The 19,577-nt window shown below is 38.7% G+C and carries 8 protein-coding genes; 4 read left to right on the forward strand and 4 right to left on the reverse strand.

Features of this window, described 5'->3' with window-relative positions:
• Positions 1 to 698 precede the first annotated feature (698 nt).
• The 4 genes from HNP38_RS14685 to HNP38_RS14700 all read right to left on the reverse strand — a co-directional run bounded on the left by HNP38_RS14685 (position 699) and on the right by HNP38_RS14700 (position 10,109).
• Entirely contained in the window at positions 699 to 1,094 is a 396-nt protein-coding gene (locus HNP38_RS14685) for a hypothetical protein (RefSeq protein WP_184190853.1), read from the reverse strand.
• Positions 1,091 to 7,498: an RHS repeat-associated core domain-containing protein gene (locus HNP38_RS14690; protein ID WP_184190855.1), complete on the reverse strand. Its 6,408-nt coding sequence runs from the start codon at positions 7,496 to 7,498 to the stop codon at positions 1,091 to 1,093. The genes HNP38_RS14685 and HNP38_RS14690 overlap by 4 nt, the downstream gene beginning before the upstream one ends.
• Positions 7,499 to 7,514: 16 nt before the next feature.
• Complete coding sequence (locus HNP38_RS14695) at positions 7,515 to 7,952, reverse strand: T9SS type A sorting domain-containing protein (protein WP_184190858.1); 438 nt, start codon at positions 7,950 to 7,952, stop codon at positions 7,515 to 7,517.
• 573 nt (positions 7,953 to 8,525) lie between these two features.
• Positions 8,526 to 10,109 (reverse strand): helix-turn-helix domain-containing protein, encoded by a 1,584-nt coding sequence (locus HNP38_RS14700; RefSeq protein WP_184190860.1) that lies wholly within the window; start codon positions 10,107 to 10,109, stop codon positions 8,526 to 8,528.
• A gap of 495 nt (positions 10,110 to 10,604) precedes the next feature.
• On the opposite strand from HNP38_RS14700, the gene HNP38_RS14705 reads away from it, so the two are divergent.
• From HNP38_RS14705 to HNP38_RS18060, 4 genes are all read left to right on the forward strand, one after another.
• Positions 10,605 to 11,147 (forward strand): hypothetical protein, encoded by a 543-nt coding sequence (locus HNP38_RS14705; RefSeq protein WP_228461076.1) that lies wholly within the window; start codon positions 10,605 to 10,607, stop codon positions 11,145 to 11,147.
• A gap of 172 nt (positions 11,148 to 11,319) precedes the next feature.
• Positions 11,320 to 17,457, forward strand: a complete 6,138-nt coding sequence (locus HNP38_RS14710; protein WP_184190865.1) for a DUF6923 family protein — start codon at positions 11,320 to 11,322, stop codon at positions 17,455 to 17,457.
• A gap of 70 nt (positions 17,458 to 17,527) precedes the next feature.
• A complete protein-coding gene (locus HNP38_RS14715) occupies positions 17,528 to 18,046 on the forward strand; it encodes a hypothetical protein (RefSeq protein WP_184190867.1) in 519 nt (172 codons plus the stop codon).
• Between the two features lie 170 nt (positions 18,047 to 18,216).
• Entirely contained in the window at positions 18,217 to 19,554 is a 1,338-nt protein-coding gene (locus tag HNP38_RS18060; protein ID WP_228461077.1) for a hypothetical protein, read from the forward strand.
• The last annotated feature ends 23 nt before the right edge of the window (positions 19,555 to 19,577 follow it).

Raw genomic sequence — 19,577 nt, forward strand, 5'->3', positions numbered from 1 at the left:
TGATGTAAAACTGAGATTAAATCGAGGACAAAAAATAATCGTTCCCGGAAAAAATTCTTATTGAAAAGAATCAGTTCCCAAGGTATAGAAAAGTATTTTAAGTACGACAAACACTGAGATAGAAGGAAGTAACTTTTTTCATGAGCTAGTTGTTTTTTTGTTTTTATGGGTAATATTAATATCGGTTTTCATGTATAATCAGGGTCTGTACCCTTATGAAAAAAATTCAACAGAGTATATTATTTATTCTTAAATATTTTTATTCACCCAATAAACTTATGGCAAGATTGATCTTCATGTGATATCATTCTTCAAAGACCCCTCAATTCTTGTTATCTCTGGCATTTGTGATATTGCTACAAACCTATTCAAAAAAAAATATATATAAAATAGGTCAAAAAAAAGTGACTATAAAAAAAACAGCTATCACCTATTAACAGGAAAAAAGATCTTGTACAAATTTATAAATCCAAACAGAAAATCCCGGAATCTGTATGACGGATAGTATAAACCGGCTTTATGGAAATTCTTCGCCATCCTATAGTTTCATAATTTATAATACCCGCTTTAGAAGGTCATTTATATTTCTGTTCACTTTCAAAAACAAAAAGGCCGGAAGAAAAATCTTCCGGCCTTAACCTTAAAATTATTTTACAGTTATTCTAATTCAGGTTAAGAATACCTGCATCATTAATTATTTAATCTATTCTACTGTCTTTGATAATATCATATTTGTAGGTTTCAGTTTTGCTGGCTTTCACCATCTTTAATTCAACAGGATGGGTTGAAATCAGTTTATGAAAAGTGTGATCATTCATCCTGATCTTATATTCTTTTACTGAATTATAGAAACCGTCTGATGCTTTCATCAAATAATACTTATCCGGATCTTCGAATATGCCTGACCTGATATAAACAGTGTCATTTACATTCTCTAATCTTTCAATCAGAAACAACTTGTCATTGGCTGAGCAAAATATTTTCAGTTTTACAGGAGCCGTATCTTCTGCCGCATAATCATGCTGGTGAGGTGCAGAAGTCGTCAGGCAACTGTACAGGCATAATAACACTAATATTAAGGTTATTTTTTTCATTGTGCCAATTTAAAAATATTGCGGTAATAAACTTCCATTCTCTGAGCCTGTGATTCCTGGTATTTATCTCCATATATGTGATAATTATATACAGGAACCCCTAAGAAAGTATCCAGAAACTGTTCATAAATCCCTCTGGCCTGGAAGACAGCCCATCCTTGCTGTAAACCCTGTATGTAATGGGTCAGTTCATGGGCTATTGTTCCTCCGTCAGTATTAGAGTTTGTGACAATATTTCTTCCCCATGTTACTTCCCTTCTACTAATTAATGATTGATAGAGTCCACCTCTTCTGAAAGCCACTTTATCTAAATCAAACCCTGCATGATCGGCTACTTCTGTTGCATATTCCAGCTGCTCTCCTTCTAATTTATAAGTTGCTCCGAAAATCCCTATCATGGCTATACTTCGCGAAGCTCCTCCATAGGCTCCGTTTCTCATTCCGGTCTTCATTCCGTCTCCAATATCTTTCCCACTCAGTGCAGCAGCTAATGTGCCGGATACGGCTCCTACCAAGGCACCGGTTCCTGCCGTATAAATCAGCTCACCTGCTGCATTGGCCAACCAGCCTCCACTCATGCCTGACCAGGCATCCATTTTAGCACCCATAAATGCGGATACTGCTGCGCCAGCTATAGTACCCCAACCTATGCTATCCCCAAATGCCGCGCTGGTTCCCACCTGAGCGGCCACACTTGTGATCATATTCATAGCAGTGCTCTGCCAAAACGAGCCGACCATCTGTCCCGCGACACCGCTGATTCCTCCGCTTATCGCTCCTGATATGGCCCCATATAGTACGGATGTACCTAAACCTTTCCAATTCCAGCTTCCGTTTAATAAGGCCGGGATGGAATAAGTGACTACCGCTATGGCTGCACCAACTAAAGCTCCATATGCCATGCCTATCAAAATAGGTATAAATGCAAGTTCACCGCTAGGGTCCGTATACATTAACGGATTGTTCATCACATATCCGAACCTGTTATAGCTCTGGGTATTGAAAGGATCCTGAATATGATTATCCACAGACAGGAAGGTATGAAGTTTAGGATCATACATTCTTCCATTCATATGGATAAGCCCTACCTGGAAGAAATGTTCATGCCCCGTATAGCCACGCTCGATCAATAGATTAGGCGTATTTTTATTTAAATCTACTACTATACCGTCTTGCTCAAGATATACCAGATTTCCCCAAGGATCAAAATGCCTCTTTTCCTCAACACTTCCATCCTGATTCGAAATTGCCATAATGGTACCCTGATAATCCCTGTGCAGATAATGCATTCCCTCAGAGATCTCCTCACCCAGGAAATTAAAGTCTTTTATGTGCATCGCAGGTGCAGTATAAGGATCACCTCCGACATAAGTGATAATTCTTGTTCTTAAAGACGAAACATTTGGCCTGCCCAGCGAGTTTTTAATCAAGACTTCTACTGTTTTATCATCAGAATAATATTTATTACTCCTATAGATACCAAAGCCTGTATGATAATCATATAAGGATGAAGACCTACTCTGATGAATATTATATTCAAACTCTGTCATTACTGTCCCGTCTTTCGAAATGGTAACCGGGCTTTTGTAGGCGTTGTACTGGATCTGCTGAAGCTGGTTTACACTATAATAATCATTTCCTTCAGAATTCAGATTAATTCCTTTTTTTCTGTACCTGTTGCCGTCCTCATATTTATAGTCCCCTACTTTACTGTTATTATCTATTCTGCCGTAAGAATCATAGGATTGGGATTGAGTGCCGTTAGGATCAGTCCAGGTAATTAACCTTTGAAGGTTATCATATTCAAAAGTTTCACTCCAGGCACCGGCTTGTATTGCATGATTGGTCCTATCTTTCAGTGTATTTAAAACAGGATCAAAATTATACAGGTTTTCCAGTATGGTATTATTTCCATTATTATGTTTCATACTGGTTACAAAATAATCGGAATCATAGGAGTTATTAATCTCTGTTCCATTACCGAGAGCCGCACCCAAGATCTGCCCTTTCTCGTTCATATTGTTAATCTGCCATATGATAGTGCCAGAACCCACCTCTTTGATCTTTTCCAAAGCACCACATGAAGCATACATATTCTCAACGGCAACATTGCTGATTGTAGAGCCTACTTCGGTTTCAGTAGCTTCTACTGAGGTTCTGCCATATCCGTCATAAGTGTAGTTTTTCCTTACAATAAAGTTTCCGTTGTCTTCTCTTTTCTCTATTATACGGTGGTAATTGTCATACTTGTAGTTGAATTCATTATTTATTCCGTTAGAAGTCCCTGTTTCAGAATTCAGAAATCCAAAGCTATTATAGCTATAGTTGATATTAATATCCGTATGGTCACCTGCTACGGTTTTTTGTATCACTCTTCCATACTGATCATAGATATAATGGGTTTTTCCTTTAGGGTTTTCCTCTTTCACCATCTGCCCCCATTTATCATATTCATACATATAATCACCTCCCACGGAAGGGTCTGTCAGCTTGGTCTTTCTACCCCATCCGTCCTGTTCTATATTTACAACATGACCCTGATAATTAGAAGACTTTAATCCTCCATTGGCAAAATAACTATAGTTTACCGTACCTCCATTATCTGTCATTGTTATTTTATTCCCCCATGCATCACTGGTAATTGTCTGCGTTTTCTGGCCGTCAACTACGGTTACCGATAATCCGTTATATGAAGAAGATATTACTTTTCCGGTTGGCAAACTCACTTTTTTGACTCTGCCATACTCGTCAAATTCTGTTATCGTCCATCTTGTAGGTGAATTGGTAGAAAAATAAGGATCGCTTATCTTATACTCTCTATCCTGGATATCATATTCAGATCTTTTATCAAGCCATTCATTATTAAGAGTTAATACTCTTTCTAAACGTTTTCTTCCCCAGTTATCCGTAAAGGTCTCTTTTGTTGCCCCGGTAGGATCGGTTACTTTCAGTTTGATCCCATTGATGAAATCTCCTGCGGTTATCCATTCATAAGAATATTGCCTATAATTATTATAGATATCTTTTTCTTTTATTTTCTTCTGCCAGCCGTCATATTCGTAAGATGTTGTCTGGTTAAGATAGTTGGTCTCCGACATTAAAAGCCCAAAAGCAGTATTGTAATTAAATACATCTTCAAACCCCAGAATATTGGTAGATTTCACAATAAATCTTCCCGAAGGGTCATACTCCATTTCTTCTGTTCTTGGGACCATGCCTGTCGTAGACAATGTCTTTTTAGTTACGTTTCCAAAAGTATCATATTCATAATCCTCGGTTATATAATCTGTTCCGTGGCCTTTTTTCTTCGATTGTGTGAGAAGATTATTGGCATACTCAAAGGTCTGCTCTGAGGAATAGGTCTCATTCCCTAACGTCCGGGTTTCTGTTTTTTTAATGGGTCTTCCAATAAAATACTGATTGGAGGTACCGGCATAGTTGTTTTCAAACTCGAACAGGGTTGTTTTTTCACCTCCTGGAGCTGTGTCACGGGATTTTATAACATTATTGAAACTGTCATAGATATCAAAATAAGTATTCTTGGTTACCCCTGTCAGATTATCAATTTGCTGGATCTGTGAAGGCAGATTGACGAATACTTTATTAGGCAATAAGGAAGTATTATAGGTTTTTACACTTTTTGTGATGAAACCGGAAGGGGAATTGAAATCTACATTATTATTTAAAAGATAAGACTCTGTATTGGCCCCTCTTTTTTGCGGATCCTGCTTAGTAATGGTCCACAAAGGCTGATTGAAACTTCCACCATAGACTGAGGAAGTCGCTACTCCTTTAAAGCCTAAGAAGCCCAGTCCTTCCAGATTGGTAACAGCTCCTTTATACTTATAATCCTGTATTTTCGTTTCTCCGTTAAAGCTTTTGGTTACTTTGCTTACAATCTGGGTAGAAGGAGATACATTGATATTAACATATGGATACAGCTCATTATTATCTTCTGTATAAATTCCGTTTCCATTGTCAATAAGCGGGCTGTATGTGATGGTCGTTAAGATATCATTTTCCTTTATTCTTTTTAAAGTGACATCCGTCCTGTTATCTTTTTTGAAAGAGACATATTTTATCTTGTCTCCACCGAAGAACGCATAATCCAGATTCTGATTTACAATATTGGAATTGCTTAAGAAAATAGGCGTCCCTTTATTGGTAGCTCCGCCATATGTATAATTATTCTGCCAGGCATCAATATAAGAAGAGAAAGTCGGAAGTCCGGAGATATCACTTCCCATATTATATTTAATGCCTCCTTTATCTCTGATCGAATAATTGTCTCCGTAATGATTATAAGGATAATTCCACTGTCCTCCCTGCGGGTAATTATAAGGAGTCAGGATATCATGGTAGAACAGGTCTGCCTTTCCGTCTCCGTTAATATCCGCAAAGGTATAATAATACTGCTGAAGCATATAGCCGCACAATTGTCCTCCTGATCCGTCAGGATAGCATGTATTGATTACCTGAGGCTTATAATAATTGGTCCCGATGTCTCTTAAAGTTCCCGTGAAGGTTTCCCCATTGGCAATATAAAAGAACCAGTTGGTATTTGCATTTCCAGCAGGAATTACAATATCAGTTTTGCCATCCCCATTGAAATCTGCAACGTAATACGGGTTATCAGGATTTACATAACTGTTCAGCCAGCTGTCCGTAGTCTCATGAATTTTCTTTAAGGCATTATTTTCAACTGTATAAACATATATTTTTCCGCTGTTGATAACGTAAAGGTCAGATTTCCCATCGCCGTCAAAATCACCTACATAAATTTTGGATGAAGATTTAACCACATTATTCCACCCCAGCATTAAAGGCTGCTGAACTGCACTGTTATTCGGATCTAATTTTAAAAAATAAGCATTGGACCCGTCTATGGTTGAGGTTTGGGTACAGCAATTCGGCGGCGGACGGCTGCTGATGTCTGTGGATGTCGAAGGCTGCTCAAAACCACCGTCACAATAATAGGTATAGCTTACAGAATAAGGAAGGGACAATGCAATGATATCAGATACCCCATCCCCGTCAAAATCCCCGGAAAAGTATTTTTTAGGGATTTTTGAGTAGTACATATCGCTGCCGTTAATCACTATACATCTCTGATTATCCGCAGTAGGAAATGTAAAAGAGTTATTAAAGGTAAGATCAAGGGAATTATAGGCAGAGTTCGACACATAACTATTGATCTTGATCACTTCCTCATCGGTAACCGTAGTACTGCTGGCAACCACAGTGGAAACAGCATCCAGATTATAAAACTTCTGGTTTGGCAAAACCAATTTGGTAGAAAATATATCTGTAAATTTTTCAACATTGATCAAACTTCCAGATACATTAGAAGTAGAATTAGCCAAAAGGCTTGAATTAAACCTGTATAACTTATCTTTTGAGTTAGGATACGTCATAAAATCTATGGAACTGTCCTTATCAAAATAACCGGACACATACTGCCAGCTGCTATTATCATAAGCCGGAGATACATTCGTTACCGTCTTGGAATTATTGGTGATCCCGTTTTCTGTAGTATCATATTCAAAGATGATGGGCTTAATGGTTTCATTACTGCCATTATATTCCTGTATCTGTGTAAGCCTGTCGTAGTTGAGTGAGGTTGTATTATAGGTTAGCTGATACTTCCTGAAAAGCTGGCTGCCGGATAATATTTCAATCCTGTCCAGTTTCTTTGAAATAGTTTTAGCCATTCCCCCATAAAGCATTGCATTTTCCCTGCGGGATGTATCGCTGTAATAAAAATTGATCTTATTGATATTGGGAGTACCCGCAGCCGAATTTCCGCCGTATTCTATCTTATCGATCAAACCGGCCGAATAGCTGAAATTAATGGTATTATGGTTAATATCCTCAATATAGCTGATCCTCCATTCGAATTTATTGGCACCGTCAAATAAATATTTTGCCACTGAACCATTAGGATAATACACCAAAAAATGGGAAGGGGTATTGGGCCAGTAAGGAACAGAAGAAACTATTTTAATATTTGAGTAATTTTCAAGCTGATATTCAGCTTCGCTGCCATATGTACCAGATTTTAAAACCAGTCTTTGCCCATCCAGGGTAAACCTGTCTTTTTCATCCATATCCACAGGATCTATGGCACCATCATGAAATTTAGTTGATGAAACTCTGGTGATCGAAGAAAGACCATCTATATTCCAGCCCCATCCTGCACTGCCGTTTCCTCCCTGGCTGGTATAGCTTAATGAAATATTGGGCACTATGTCTTTAATACCGGGTAAAGCTTTAATGGGAACCGAATAGCCGGCCCCACCCGTTAATGAGACCGAAAAAGTACCCCCGGTCTGCCCTACCCCCTGAGCTTTAAATAACTCTACTATAAAAAAAAGAGCAATTAAAAAATATATTTTAGTTCTCATATTTTAGTATTTGTGATTAGTGCTTTAAAACTTTATAGGTAAGCTTTTCGCCTGTGTTCAGATGAAAAATGACCACATACATTCCTACCGGCTGGGAGGACAGATCTAAAGTCACCCTATGCTCCCCTTTTTTGAATGGGATTTCCCTGTATTGGGTGAAATTATAAGAAACATACTCTATTTTTTGGATCATATCCCCCAATTCGGGAGACCAGGTAAGATTCACCTTGTCTTTCGTAGGGTTAGGATATACCTTTGCCTGATAAGCAGGGGGTGGAAATTCTTCCTTACTTATTAAATCTGCTTTATTAGTGGCTGTTTTGCTATAGGGAGCACATGAAGCACAATACTGCCTGACCACCTGATTTCCACCGGAATCATATTCAAAGGAAAGTGTCTGAGAAGCCAAACCCTGAAATATTATCACCGGAAATACGTATAAGACTTTTTTCATAGCTTTTCTTGTTTTAGGTATTATAAATTATTTAACTGTGCACTAGCTTTCTATTATAAATATTTTTAATTCGTCTGACAGGTTTACTGAAATATTGCTTTTCAGTGCTAACATTATTTAAAGACCCCAACTCTATTAATTCCCATACCCGGGATACAATACAAACTTATTTAAAAAAAATACTTAAGAAAACAGGTCAAAAAAAGTGACTATGAAAAAACCCGCTATCGTGTATGAGCAGGCGAAAAGATATTATACAAATTTATAAATCCAAATAGATTTAGAAACCTATTTACATTTTTTCATCACGTTCAAAAACAAAAAACCTCACTGGTTTCAGTGAGATTTTTTATATAATGAATGTGATTATTTTATTTTAAAACCGTACCCGTTCCAAAGATAAGTTCTGGAAGAACGCTTCACTTTCTCTTTGTCATTTTCATCTTTCTCCATTTCTTCTGTCTTCCAGATAAAAGCATTGGAAATTCCGCCTTTATTTGGAGAAAGCTTCTCCTGTTATAGTCTGTTTTATGAAATTATAATATAGGTCTATTAACATATCTGAAATATACTCTATGATAAATGCCTGTCCTTTTTAAGGTTTTCAATAAAATAAGAGGGATTAAGGCCCGTTACTTTTTTAAACTCCAAAGTGAATGCAACCCTGGAAGAAAACCCGCATTCTTCAGCCAAATAGCTTATCTTATATTCCAGGTATTTAGGTTCTTTATAGAGGAGCTGTAATATGTAGTTTATCCTTAAATCATTAATGTACTGACTGAAAGTTTTTCCTCTATACTGTTTTAAAATTTCTGAAAGATATTTGGAATTGGTATTCAGATGGTTTGCTAAATAGGCGAAATTAACTTCCTGTCTGATAAATTTATTAGATTTTTCAAATTTTTCTAATTTGGATAATAAAGATGTAATGGTTTCTTCCGAGATATTGACTGTTTTGGATACAAGGCTTTTATCTACAGATTGGCTATTTATTTTACCGTCATCGGTGCTCTCTTTTTCCAGTTTTTTGATTTGGGCTTCATATTTCTTCTTTAATAGTCTATTCTTTTTCAGCCAATACAGCCAAATTATGATCCCTGAAACCGACAACGCAGCCAAGGCTAAGGTTATTATTCCGGCCTTTTGTTTCTTATTCTCTTTTTTTGCCGTAGAAATTACATTTTGAAACCGCTTTTCAACAGTTTTTTCAGATTCTGCATTAATGGTATCACTTAAGCCGGAATACAATTTTGTATACCGGACTGTTAAAGCCTGGTCATTTAATTCCTCATAAGAATTAGCTAGGACCATATAGGCTGTTAAACGAGCCATAAGGCTTTTTTTGGATTTTTCTATTTCCAGAGTCTCTGTAGCGAATTGTATTGCCTGCTTATAATCACCCTTTTCCAAATAAAATCTCCCTACGGAACCTAATACCGATAAATCTGAGAGACTAAAAATATCAGGATGACTTTTTCTGTATGTAAGGGCTTTTAAATAATATGGCTCAGCCAGATCCAGCCTCTGCGGTTGATGAATACCTGTATAAAAATTCCCGATATTCATATTCCCAAATATCATCATATCAATCTTTTTGTCTTCCATATTTGAGATCATTTCGGCCTCACTAAGGCTTTTTTTCATATAATAAATAACCGAGTCCTGCTGCAGGGGTTTTTCAAAATAACTGGAAAGGTTTTGGTAAACGGTGGCCCTCTGAACATGCATAAAATCTTTATTCTCAATTTTATTTGCATATTCTAAAGATTTTAACGTAGTATTTTTAGCTTCTTTGGTAAAACCTAACTTTTTATAAACAATCCCACGGCTGGTATAAATCATAGAAAGATCTCTGGGCTTATTTAAGGTTTTGGCAATAGTTTCTGCTTCAATACTAACATCTAACGCCTCCTGAAGCTCGCCCCGATCAGTATGGTAGCCTGATAATATTCTTTTCCCTCTGAGTATTCCCTCTTTGTATCCAGATTTTTCTGACGCCTTTGTGAGCTTTTTTATCAATTCAAAATTTTGATCATTAAAACCCTGCCCGATCAGCTGGTCGTATTGTTTTTTTATTTCCTGTTCCGTACTATTTGAGGATTGCCCCGGAAAGAGCTGTAAAATGAAAAGTAAAAAACAATAAAAAATCCTGTTCATAATTGTTAATTTTTTAGAAAAACTTAAGTTGAAAAATATCTTAAAAGTCAATTTTTTATTCCCAATAGCATCTTGGGCGATCGGTAAGCAACGGTAAAAGCTCTGAAGTGCTAATATAGCAATTGTTATTCAGAATTCTGGAATTATATTGTTAAAAATTCCAGAATTATTATTGCTAAAATTAATAGTTAATGTACTGTAAAAAACAACAATAAAAACTGATTATCAACACTTTAAAAATAAAATTTTCACTTTACAAAGCATCTATTTCCTGAACCTCCGACAATTAAAATAATAAGGTACAAATAGTGATTTATTTTACAGAAATGAGATCACTCTTCTCTTTTGCTCCTAAATATTTACTTGTAAAATTGCCCAGTAAGAAACTAGTTTTTTATGTGCATGTTAATTATAGTATCCATAATTCAGCATATCTATAATTGAGAATAAACACTGTCAAATAATTTACTAAATATTTACTTCAACACACAAATGATGAAAAAAAATACAGACGATACCAAAGTCTTACCCGGGGATTTCAGGGTAAGGTTTTTGTGCATTCTTATATTTTTTATTTCACATTCAGTTTTTGCATCCGGTGATACAATCCGGGATTCTCCCTATATATATGTTACAGAAGGCACTGTAGTTTTTAACAGTAAAGATATATATACTTCAGGGAAGCAAACGCAAACTGCTCAGAAAAAGAAGAAATTTGCGACATCATGCAAAAAAATCGTCAATAAAAAGGAGATAAAAAAGCAGAACAATTTACATCAAACCAAAATATACGCTAGTAAAACACAATTCCACTCTACTCCTTTTAAATCGTCATCATTCTTTCTTTCAGGTCATGATAAAAGCACAGCCATACCAGTCAATCAACAAAATGATGCAACAGGAACCCCGGCAAGTGCTTTATATATTTTAACATTCCCCTGCTTATCTGTTTCAGTAAGGGAATATAAATATTTTATTTTAAAAAACACTTCTGCCAGCACCATCTGCATCCGCCCTCCCCCAGTCTTACTTACATGATTATCAATTTACAAACAATGGATTAGTTCTTTAATAAGGATGAAATTTAAATATAATTCAGGAGATAGAATCTCCCCTGAACTATATAATATAAAATAAAAATTATATGATACTAAAAAAATATATTGTCCAAAAGCATATAATGCTTAAGCTCTATTTTATCATTATTATAATGATAATTTTTGGATTATTTGAGAGAACAAAAGCTCAAACAATCCTGACAGAGAATTTTAACTATGCTTCGGGTACACTTTTAACAAATGCAAATTGGATATCACATGCTTCGGGTACACCAACCATAGCTACAAGTGATGGAAATCTTGCTTATCCGGGAAGCATCGGAAATAATATGGGAAATAAAACCTCTCTTACAAGCAGCGGTCAGGATGTACGCAGATCTTTTACGGCTGCATCTTTAAATGCTGCGAATCCAGCTGTATATTCTTCCCTGATTGTTAATGTTTCAGCTGCCCAGACTACAGGAGATTTCTTTTATGCATTAGGAAATTCCACAACTGTACAAAATGCACGTATTTATATACGTTCTAATGGCGCCGGATTTAGTTTCGGGGTTGGGAAAACGGCTGCAACAGCAGACTATGAAACGACTGTTAGACCATTTGATACTAACACCATGCTTGTGCTGAAATACGAATTTGTAACCGGTACAAACAATGACCAGGTAAAACTGTATGTAAACCCTACATTGTCTGCTGAACCGGTAACACCGGATATAGTGACTTCACCTGCAATTGCAGATGTAACCTCATTATCAGTAGTTTATCTTTTCCAGGGGACAGCTGAAAACGCCCCTACATTAGAAGTTGACTCCATTAACATTGGAAGAACCTGGGAAAGTGTAACCTCCGCAGTATTTGATTATGGTGATGCTCCTGTTTCGTATGAAAATACAAAAGACGGAGTACTTGCCCCGGCAGTACATCTGCCTGTTGCGGGAATATCATTAGGAACCATAAACCCGGATACCGAGCTTTCTCCAAACAGCGTAGGTGCCGGAGCAGATAACAATGGTTCTAACGGAGACGGAGGTGATGAAGATGCCATAGAGGGCTCAGCAATACAGATAAAAAAAGGAGTGCCATTTACGCTCAATCTTACAGTAACAAAACCTACAGGAACTCATTATCTGTATGGATGGATCGATTTCAACGGTGACGGGAAATTCCAAGTTGGGGAATTGACAACCAGTACTTTAAGTATAACAGGCACAGCATCTGCCCGAACACTTACATGGTCGGCAGCTCAAACCTCAACCATAACATCCGGAGCGGACAAGCTCTACATGAGAATCAGGCTTTCCGACAGGCAATTAGAAGATTTTACTACTGCGGCATCGGGGGGAGCATTGATAGACGAGAGAAGTATTGGTAATGGGGCAATCAGTGCGATTAATGCCAATGACCATAGTACAATTGCCGGTGGAGAGGTTGAGGATTATCAGATAGAAGTTAACAATACTTTTGATTACGGAGATGTACCTGTTTCATATGAAAATAATAAGGACGGAGTATTTACTCCGGCAATGCATCTGCCTGTCGCGGGAATATCATTAGGAACCATAAACCCGGATACCGAACTTTCTCCAAACAGTGTAGGTGCCGGAGCAGATAATAATGGTTCTAACGGAGACGGAAGCGATGAAGATGCCATAGATGGCTCAGCAATACAGATAAGAAAGGGAGTGCCATTTACACTCAATCTTACAGTAACAAAACCTACAGGAACTCATTATCTGTATGGATGGATCGATTTCAACGGTGACGGGAAATTCCAAGTTGGGGAATTGACGACCAGTACTTTAAGTATAACAGGTACAGCATCTGCCCGAACACTTACATGGTCGGCAGCTCAAACCTCAACTATCACATCCGGAGCAGACAAACTCTATATGAGAATCAGGCTTTCTGACAGGCAATTAGAAGATTTTACTACTGCGGCATCGGGTGGAGCATTGATGGACGAGAGAAGTATCGGTAATGGGGCAACCAGCACGGCTAATGCCAATGATCATAGTACAATTGCCGGAGGAGAGGTTGAGGATTATCAGATTGAAGTTACTAATACCTTTGATTACGGAGATGTACCTGTTTCATTTGAAAATAATAAAGACGGTAATCCTTTGCCGGCATTACATGCTCCACTTGAAGGGTTTACCATTGGAAGTTTGCTGGACATTGAACCAGCTCCGGCTTCAGTAGCCTCACCTAATGAAAACAATGTATCAGGAGATAACACTATCGGAGACGCAGATGAGGACGGCCTTGAAGTACTTCTGAGTGTCAGCAGAGGAACTACGTACAGTATTACCGTTCCTGTGAATGTTCCAAGCACATTAACCGGAAATAAATATTTATACGGTTGGCTGGATCTGAACGGAGACGGTCGCTTCCAGCTTGGAGAACTATCTACATCTACTATACCATTTACGACTACCGGAAATACAACCAGAACCCTCAGCTGGAGTACCGCTCAGATAAATTCAATTCCGGACGGAACAACTAATATTTATTTAAGATTAAGGTTGTCTAATATTGAGTTAAATGATTTTACTACTGCTGCATCCGGAGGAGCCTTGATAGATGAAAGAAGTATCGGTAACGGTGCCGTAAGTGCTACTAATGCAGCAAACGCAGCCGTAACTCCTTTCGGAGAGGTAGAAGACTATCAGCTTTCTGTGGATCTGTACGATTTCGGAGATGTTCCGGTTTCTTATGAACAACCTTCTGGAACATTCCGTCCGGCACGCCAGATGGAAAGCACTACTTTATTTCTTGGCTCACGTCCTGATGTAGAAGACAATGCTCAAAGTGTTGCAGACAACGCCGATAATAACGGTACCAATGGAGACGGAACCGATGAAGACGGAATAGATCCTGTTGCCAATCCCATTACTGTAGGATCCGCTTATTCTTTACCGGTAAATGTGACTAATACATCTGGTGCTGCAAGAGTGCTGCATGGTTGGATAGACATCAATAACAATGGGGTATTCGAAACGGGAGAACGTGCGCAGGCTAACGTACCCAATAATACGAACGGATCGGTTACATTAACATGGACAGCCCTTAATATTTCAAATATTACAACCCCTAATGTATATTTGCGCCTGAGAGTTTCTTCAGGAACTTTAGCGGATAATACTTCTACAGCAGGTTATGATGAACGTGCCATTGCGGACGGATACTCCAACGGACAATACGGGGTGCCTAATATAGGAGAAATAGAAGATTACAGGATAGCGGTTAATCCAGGGTTTGATTTCGGGGATGCTCCGGTAAGCTATGAAGAAAATGATACTGATATTTCGGTTCCTGCAAGACATAGAACCGATTCTTCACTCTATCTGGGAAGTACTTTTGATAGTGAAATGAGCAACCAGCCGGTAGTGGCAGGAACAGACAACAATGGCTCCAATGGAGATGGTGCAGATGAAGATGGAATAACAACATTCCCACTTCCTGAGCTCAACCAAAACACAACATCTTACAGTGTCGATGTCAATGTATATAAAACAGTCAATGGAACTGCAACATTACATGGATGGATTGATATGGATGGAGACGGGCATTTTTCACTTTATGAATACACGTCTGCCACAGTTACAGGAACGTCTGGTGCACAGACTGTTACTCTTACATGGAATGACCCCTTCTTTGTCAGCACAGGATCTACTACTACGTACATGAGACTCAGGCTAACAACGGCGTCCCTTACAGATAATGCTTCTACATACGGAGTGGATGAACGCTCCATAGGAGATGGTCTAAGCACAGGGTTGAACGGATCTGTTGATACAAATGGGGAAGTAGAAGATTATGCTTTACCTATTGTTCCTTACCTTGATTCTGATGGAGATGGGATACCTGACTATTTGGATTTGGATGACGACAATGATGGTATTCCGGATTGTATTGAAAATGGTGTCTCTGATGATCCTCAATCTTTGTTTAACCTAAATTACCATGCTAACGTTCCCTCTACCAATATTGCAGGAGGACCCGCTTATCAAATTCAAATTACACCTAATGGAATGACTAGAAGAGGTACTGCATGGACTTATGGACAAATAGATTTTACGCAAAGTTTTACATTTCCTATAAAAATGTATTTTGGAAATAACCCTGGTGGAGCAGACGGTATGACTGTTGTATTTCACAATTCTCCTGACGGGTATAATGCAGTAGGTAGTTTTGGAAATGGTTTAGGTGCTGCAGGAATTCAAAATTCAATTGTTTTGAGATTGGATACTTACGCAAATATGGATCAAGGAGATCCTGGATATAATTATGCACGTTTAACAAGCTCAGTTGGAGGACTAACTTCTGCTGCTCCAATCCCAAATGCGGAAAATGGTGCTTGGCATGAGGTAGTAACATATTGGTCAGCTCCTACTAAAACATTAACTTTTACTTATGATGGAAATCAGGTAGCCAGTTATACTTTCCCCGCTTCCGGACCTAGATCTATACAAAGTATATTAGGTGGAGGGACGAAGGCTTATTTTGGATTTACGGGTTCCACAGGAGAGGCTTACAATGATCAAAGAATAGGGTTTGATGATCCCTGCTCTATTCCTATTTCTATTGATACGGATGGAGATGGTATTCCTGACCATTTGGATTTGGACTCTGATGGAGATGGCTGCCCGGATGCAATAGAAGGTGATGAAAATGTAGAGCAACCACACTTAAATCCGGATGGCAGCATTAATACTGGTGCCCATGGAGGAATTGATGCAAACGGTGTCCCAAATATTGTAAACACAGGAGGTATAGCGGATATAGGCAGCGATACAGGACAAGGAGTGGGAAGTTCAAAAAACGCAGCAATTAACGCTTGTGAAGTAGTAGAATGTCCTCCGGGAATGTTTTTAGCTCAGGGTACGAACACTCAGCTTATGAACATTGACACTTCTGACAATCCGTTGGAATATCCTACAGTTGGTAGTGCTTCCGGCATTCAGTATAATGCAATAGGTGCTAATCCTATTGACGGGAAAATTTATGGTATAGTTTCCAATACAAACCAGCTGATTCAAATTGATGAAACTAACGGAACCTATATCACTTTAGGAGCAATTACAGGATTACCAACCTCCACAGCCTTTAATTCCGGGGAAATTGACAATTTGGGGAATTTTTATGTTACTGCGGTTGGACCTACATCAACGATGTACAAGATAGATATTCCAACAATGACGGCAACCACCAGACCTCTTACAGGCTCAGTTCCGATTGACCCGTCAGATCTGGCATATAACACAAACACCGGACTTCTTTACGGAGTAAATGGTGGTGGAAGATTAATTTCCATAAATCCGAACACGGGTCTCGTAACTTTAATCGGAGATCCGGGAGTCGGGGCACCATTTGGAGCTATGTTTGGGTCCAGTACAGGAGATGTATTTGGTATGAGTAATGCAGGAGGTTTTTATCAGTTCAACCTACAAACTGGTGAAAGAGTATTGATCTCCGCCTCACCTACTTCCACTAACAATGACGGTGCACATTGTGTCAATCAGCCTATACTATTTGATGCTGATCTTAGCATAACCAAAACAGACGGTATCGATCTTGTTGTTCCGGGTACTACCACAACCTATACGATAGTTGTAGAAAACAACGGACCGTTCGGAGTACTGAACGCATCGGTTACTGATACCGTACCAGCCGGAATTCCTGCTTCCAATGTTTCTTACACAGCAGTAGCTTCTGCAGGAAGCTTTACCGATGTTACAGGAACACAGACTGGAGATATTAACGATCTGGTTTCACTTCCTTCAGGCGGAATAGTAACTTATACGGTTACAGTAGATATTCTTGCTGATTTTACAGGAAATCTGGTAAATACCGCTATCGTAGCACCTCCTGCGAATATAAATGATCCTGATACGGATAATAACACTGCTACAGACACAAATACATATAGCAGCTTGTGTTATAAGCCCGGAGTCATTACAGGAGGAGCAGTTTTGGATAGTAAAGTAGGAATCACATCTCTGGGAAGAGCCGGAGCAGACGATCCTGACAACTGGCCAATGGTTCGCAAAGGAGGATGGATTGTTATGGAAGCTAAAACGAAAGGGTTTGTCGTAAACAGGGTGGCATTCTCAGACGCAGATAATAATCCTGCAACTCCTGATGTTCCTGTTGGAATAGATCCGACCAGTTTTATTGAGGGAATGATGGTGTATGATACGGTAAACCAATGCTTAAAGATGTATACTTCCACCGATGGCGGAACTACATTTGGATGGTACTGTATTTCCACTCAGACGTGTCCTGATTAACCAAAATGATGTATAAGCAATAGCAACAGGAACTCTCCTGTTGCTATTGCCTAACTAAAATATATTTACAATGAAGAAAATAATAGTAATTACAATGCTTCTGTTTATTGCACCAACTTTAAAATCCCAAGTTGCAATAGGCAAGCAAAATGTTACCAATACATCAGTATCTTTAGAGTTTGCTGATACAGAGAACAGGGGTATAATCCTGCCTTATATTGAGGATAAAAGCAGTATTACGGAAAACGGAACAATCATTTACGATGTATCGGATTATAAGATAAAATATCTTAAAAACAATGCCTGGTTTGACCTTAGCATAGACAATACCGGGGCTGCCGACCTATCACCACAGGTTTCAAAAGCGGAATTACCCGGGGCTAAGACTACAATAGGCAACGATGCCGCAGCAGATACTACTCCCGGGATACTGGTTCTTGCAGATAATAATAAGGCAATGATACTTCCTAAAGTAGCTGAGCCTCACCTTAATATTATCGATCCGAGCGCCGGAATGATGGTGTATGATACCGTTAACAGACAGCTTGCGGTCTATAATGGTACAGTCTGGTCTTTCTGGAAGCCATAATTTATTTTTTCATATGGCATGAACAATAACCTGTTTGTGCCATATGATATTATCAGGTCTTATTAAAAGATCCGGAATAATAAGCTAAGCTGTATGATTCTAAAAACACAAATTATTACAACAAAAAACTTATGAACAGAAAGAAAAAATCCATTATTATAATTATGACTATGTTTAGCACAACAGCTTTCTCACAGGTAGGCATTAATACTTCAAGCCCTTCCGCAACTTTTGACGTTGTGGGAAAACCTGACGATACTTCAAAAATGGATGGTATCATTCCACCAAGAATTACCGGGGAGCAGCTAAGAGCCAAAACATATACAGCAGTACAAACCGGAGCATTGGTATATGTAACAGCAGCAGATCCTTTTCCTGCAGGGCAGACAATAAACGTAACAATGCCCGGATATTATTATTTCAACGGTACTCAATGGGTATCTACAGGCGGAAATGACAGTGATACCAATATCTATAATGCAAATGGAACGCTTGCCGGAAACCGTACCGTGACATTTAATGGAAACCGTCTGGATTTTGTTTCATCAAATCAGATGACACAGATTTCCTCATCTGCAGGGCTCAGGCAGGTTGGCCTTGCCTCGTCTTCCACAAAAAATGCAAGTATAAACGTTTCTGCACCGGACAATAATAGCAACGGAATACCTTCTAACGGGTATCTTCAGATTTATCCTGAAAGCCAGTTACAACTTATAGCTACTAATGATGCTACAGGATTAAATCTTTCCACCAGCCAGACCACAAACTCTGCCCCAATCTCATTCTTTACAAATCCGGGGAATGCATTAGGAGTTTTCAGAATGATTATCACCGGAGGAGGTAATGTGGGGATTGGAATGAGTTCTCCAAGTGAAATATTTCATGTCTCCGGAGGAAATGTCAGATTACAGAAGCTTCCTTTAAATGGAGAAACAAATGCCATCTTTACCATGCCAAACGGAGCCACATCTCCCATACAAAACCAAACCTTCAATGCAACGAGAACGGTAGTGGCGGACGCCAATGGTGTGTTGGGATACATAAACGGAACCCCCTCTGAACCCGGAGTTCCGAAGGTAGTAATAAGTGTTGGCGTACCGGGAAACCAAAATATAAGAAATGCGATATCTCCTGCCGTTACCGCCCAGTTTACAAATGAATATATAGATACGTACAACGCCTGGGGTAGCAATACTTTTACAGTACCGTCAGAAATGGGCGGTCTGTATGTTATGGCCATGCAGAATTCTAATCAGCATACAGTGGGAGGAGGTGACTGGCATACCATTGCATTTTATGAAAGGAGCACAGATGGCGGAACAACCTGGCAAACCCTGACTAAGGACACCAGTGCATTAGTCGGAACAAATGTAGATAATGGTAACAGTTTATACTGGACGGGCAACTTAAATGCCGGAGACAGGGTAAGGATAAGGTTTAACTGCAGCTCTACCACAGATAATATAGTAATGTTAGGCTCATTAACCATTACAAAACTGGCACAGTAGTTTTTGCCAAAAACAATGGAATT

This window comes from Chryseobacterium defluvii, assembly GCF_014204415.1.
GTDB classification, from domain to species: domain Bacteria; phylum Bacteroidota; class Bacteroidia; order Flavobacteriales; family Weeksellaceae; genus Chryseobacterium; species Chryseobacterium defluvii_A.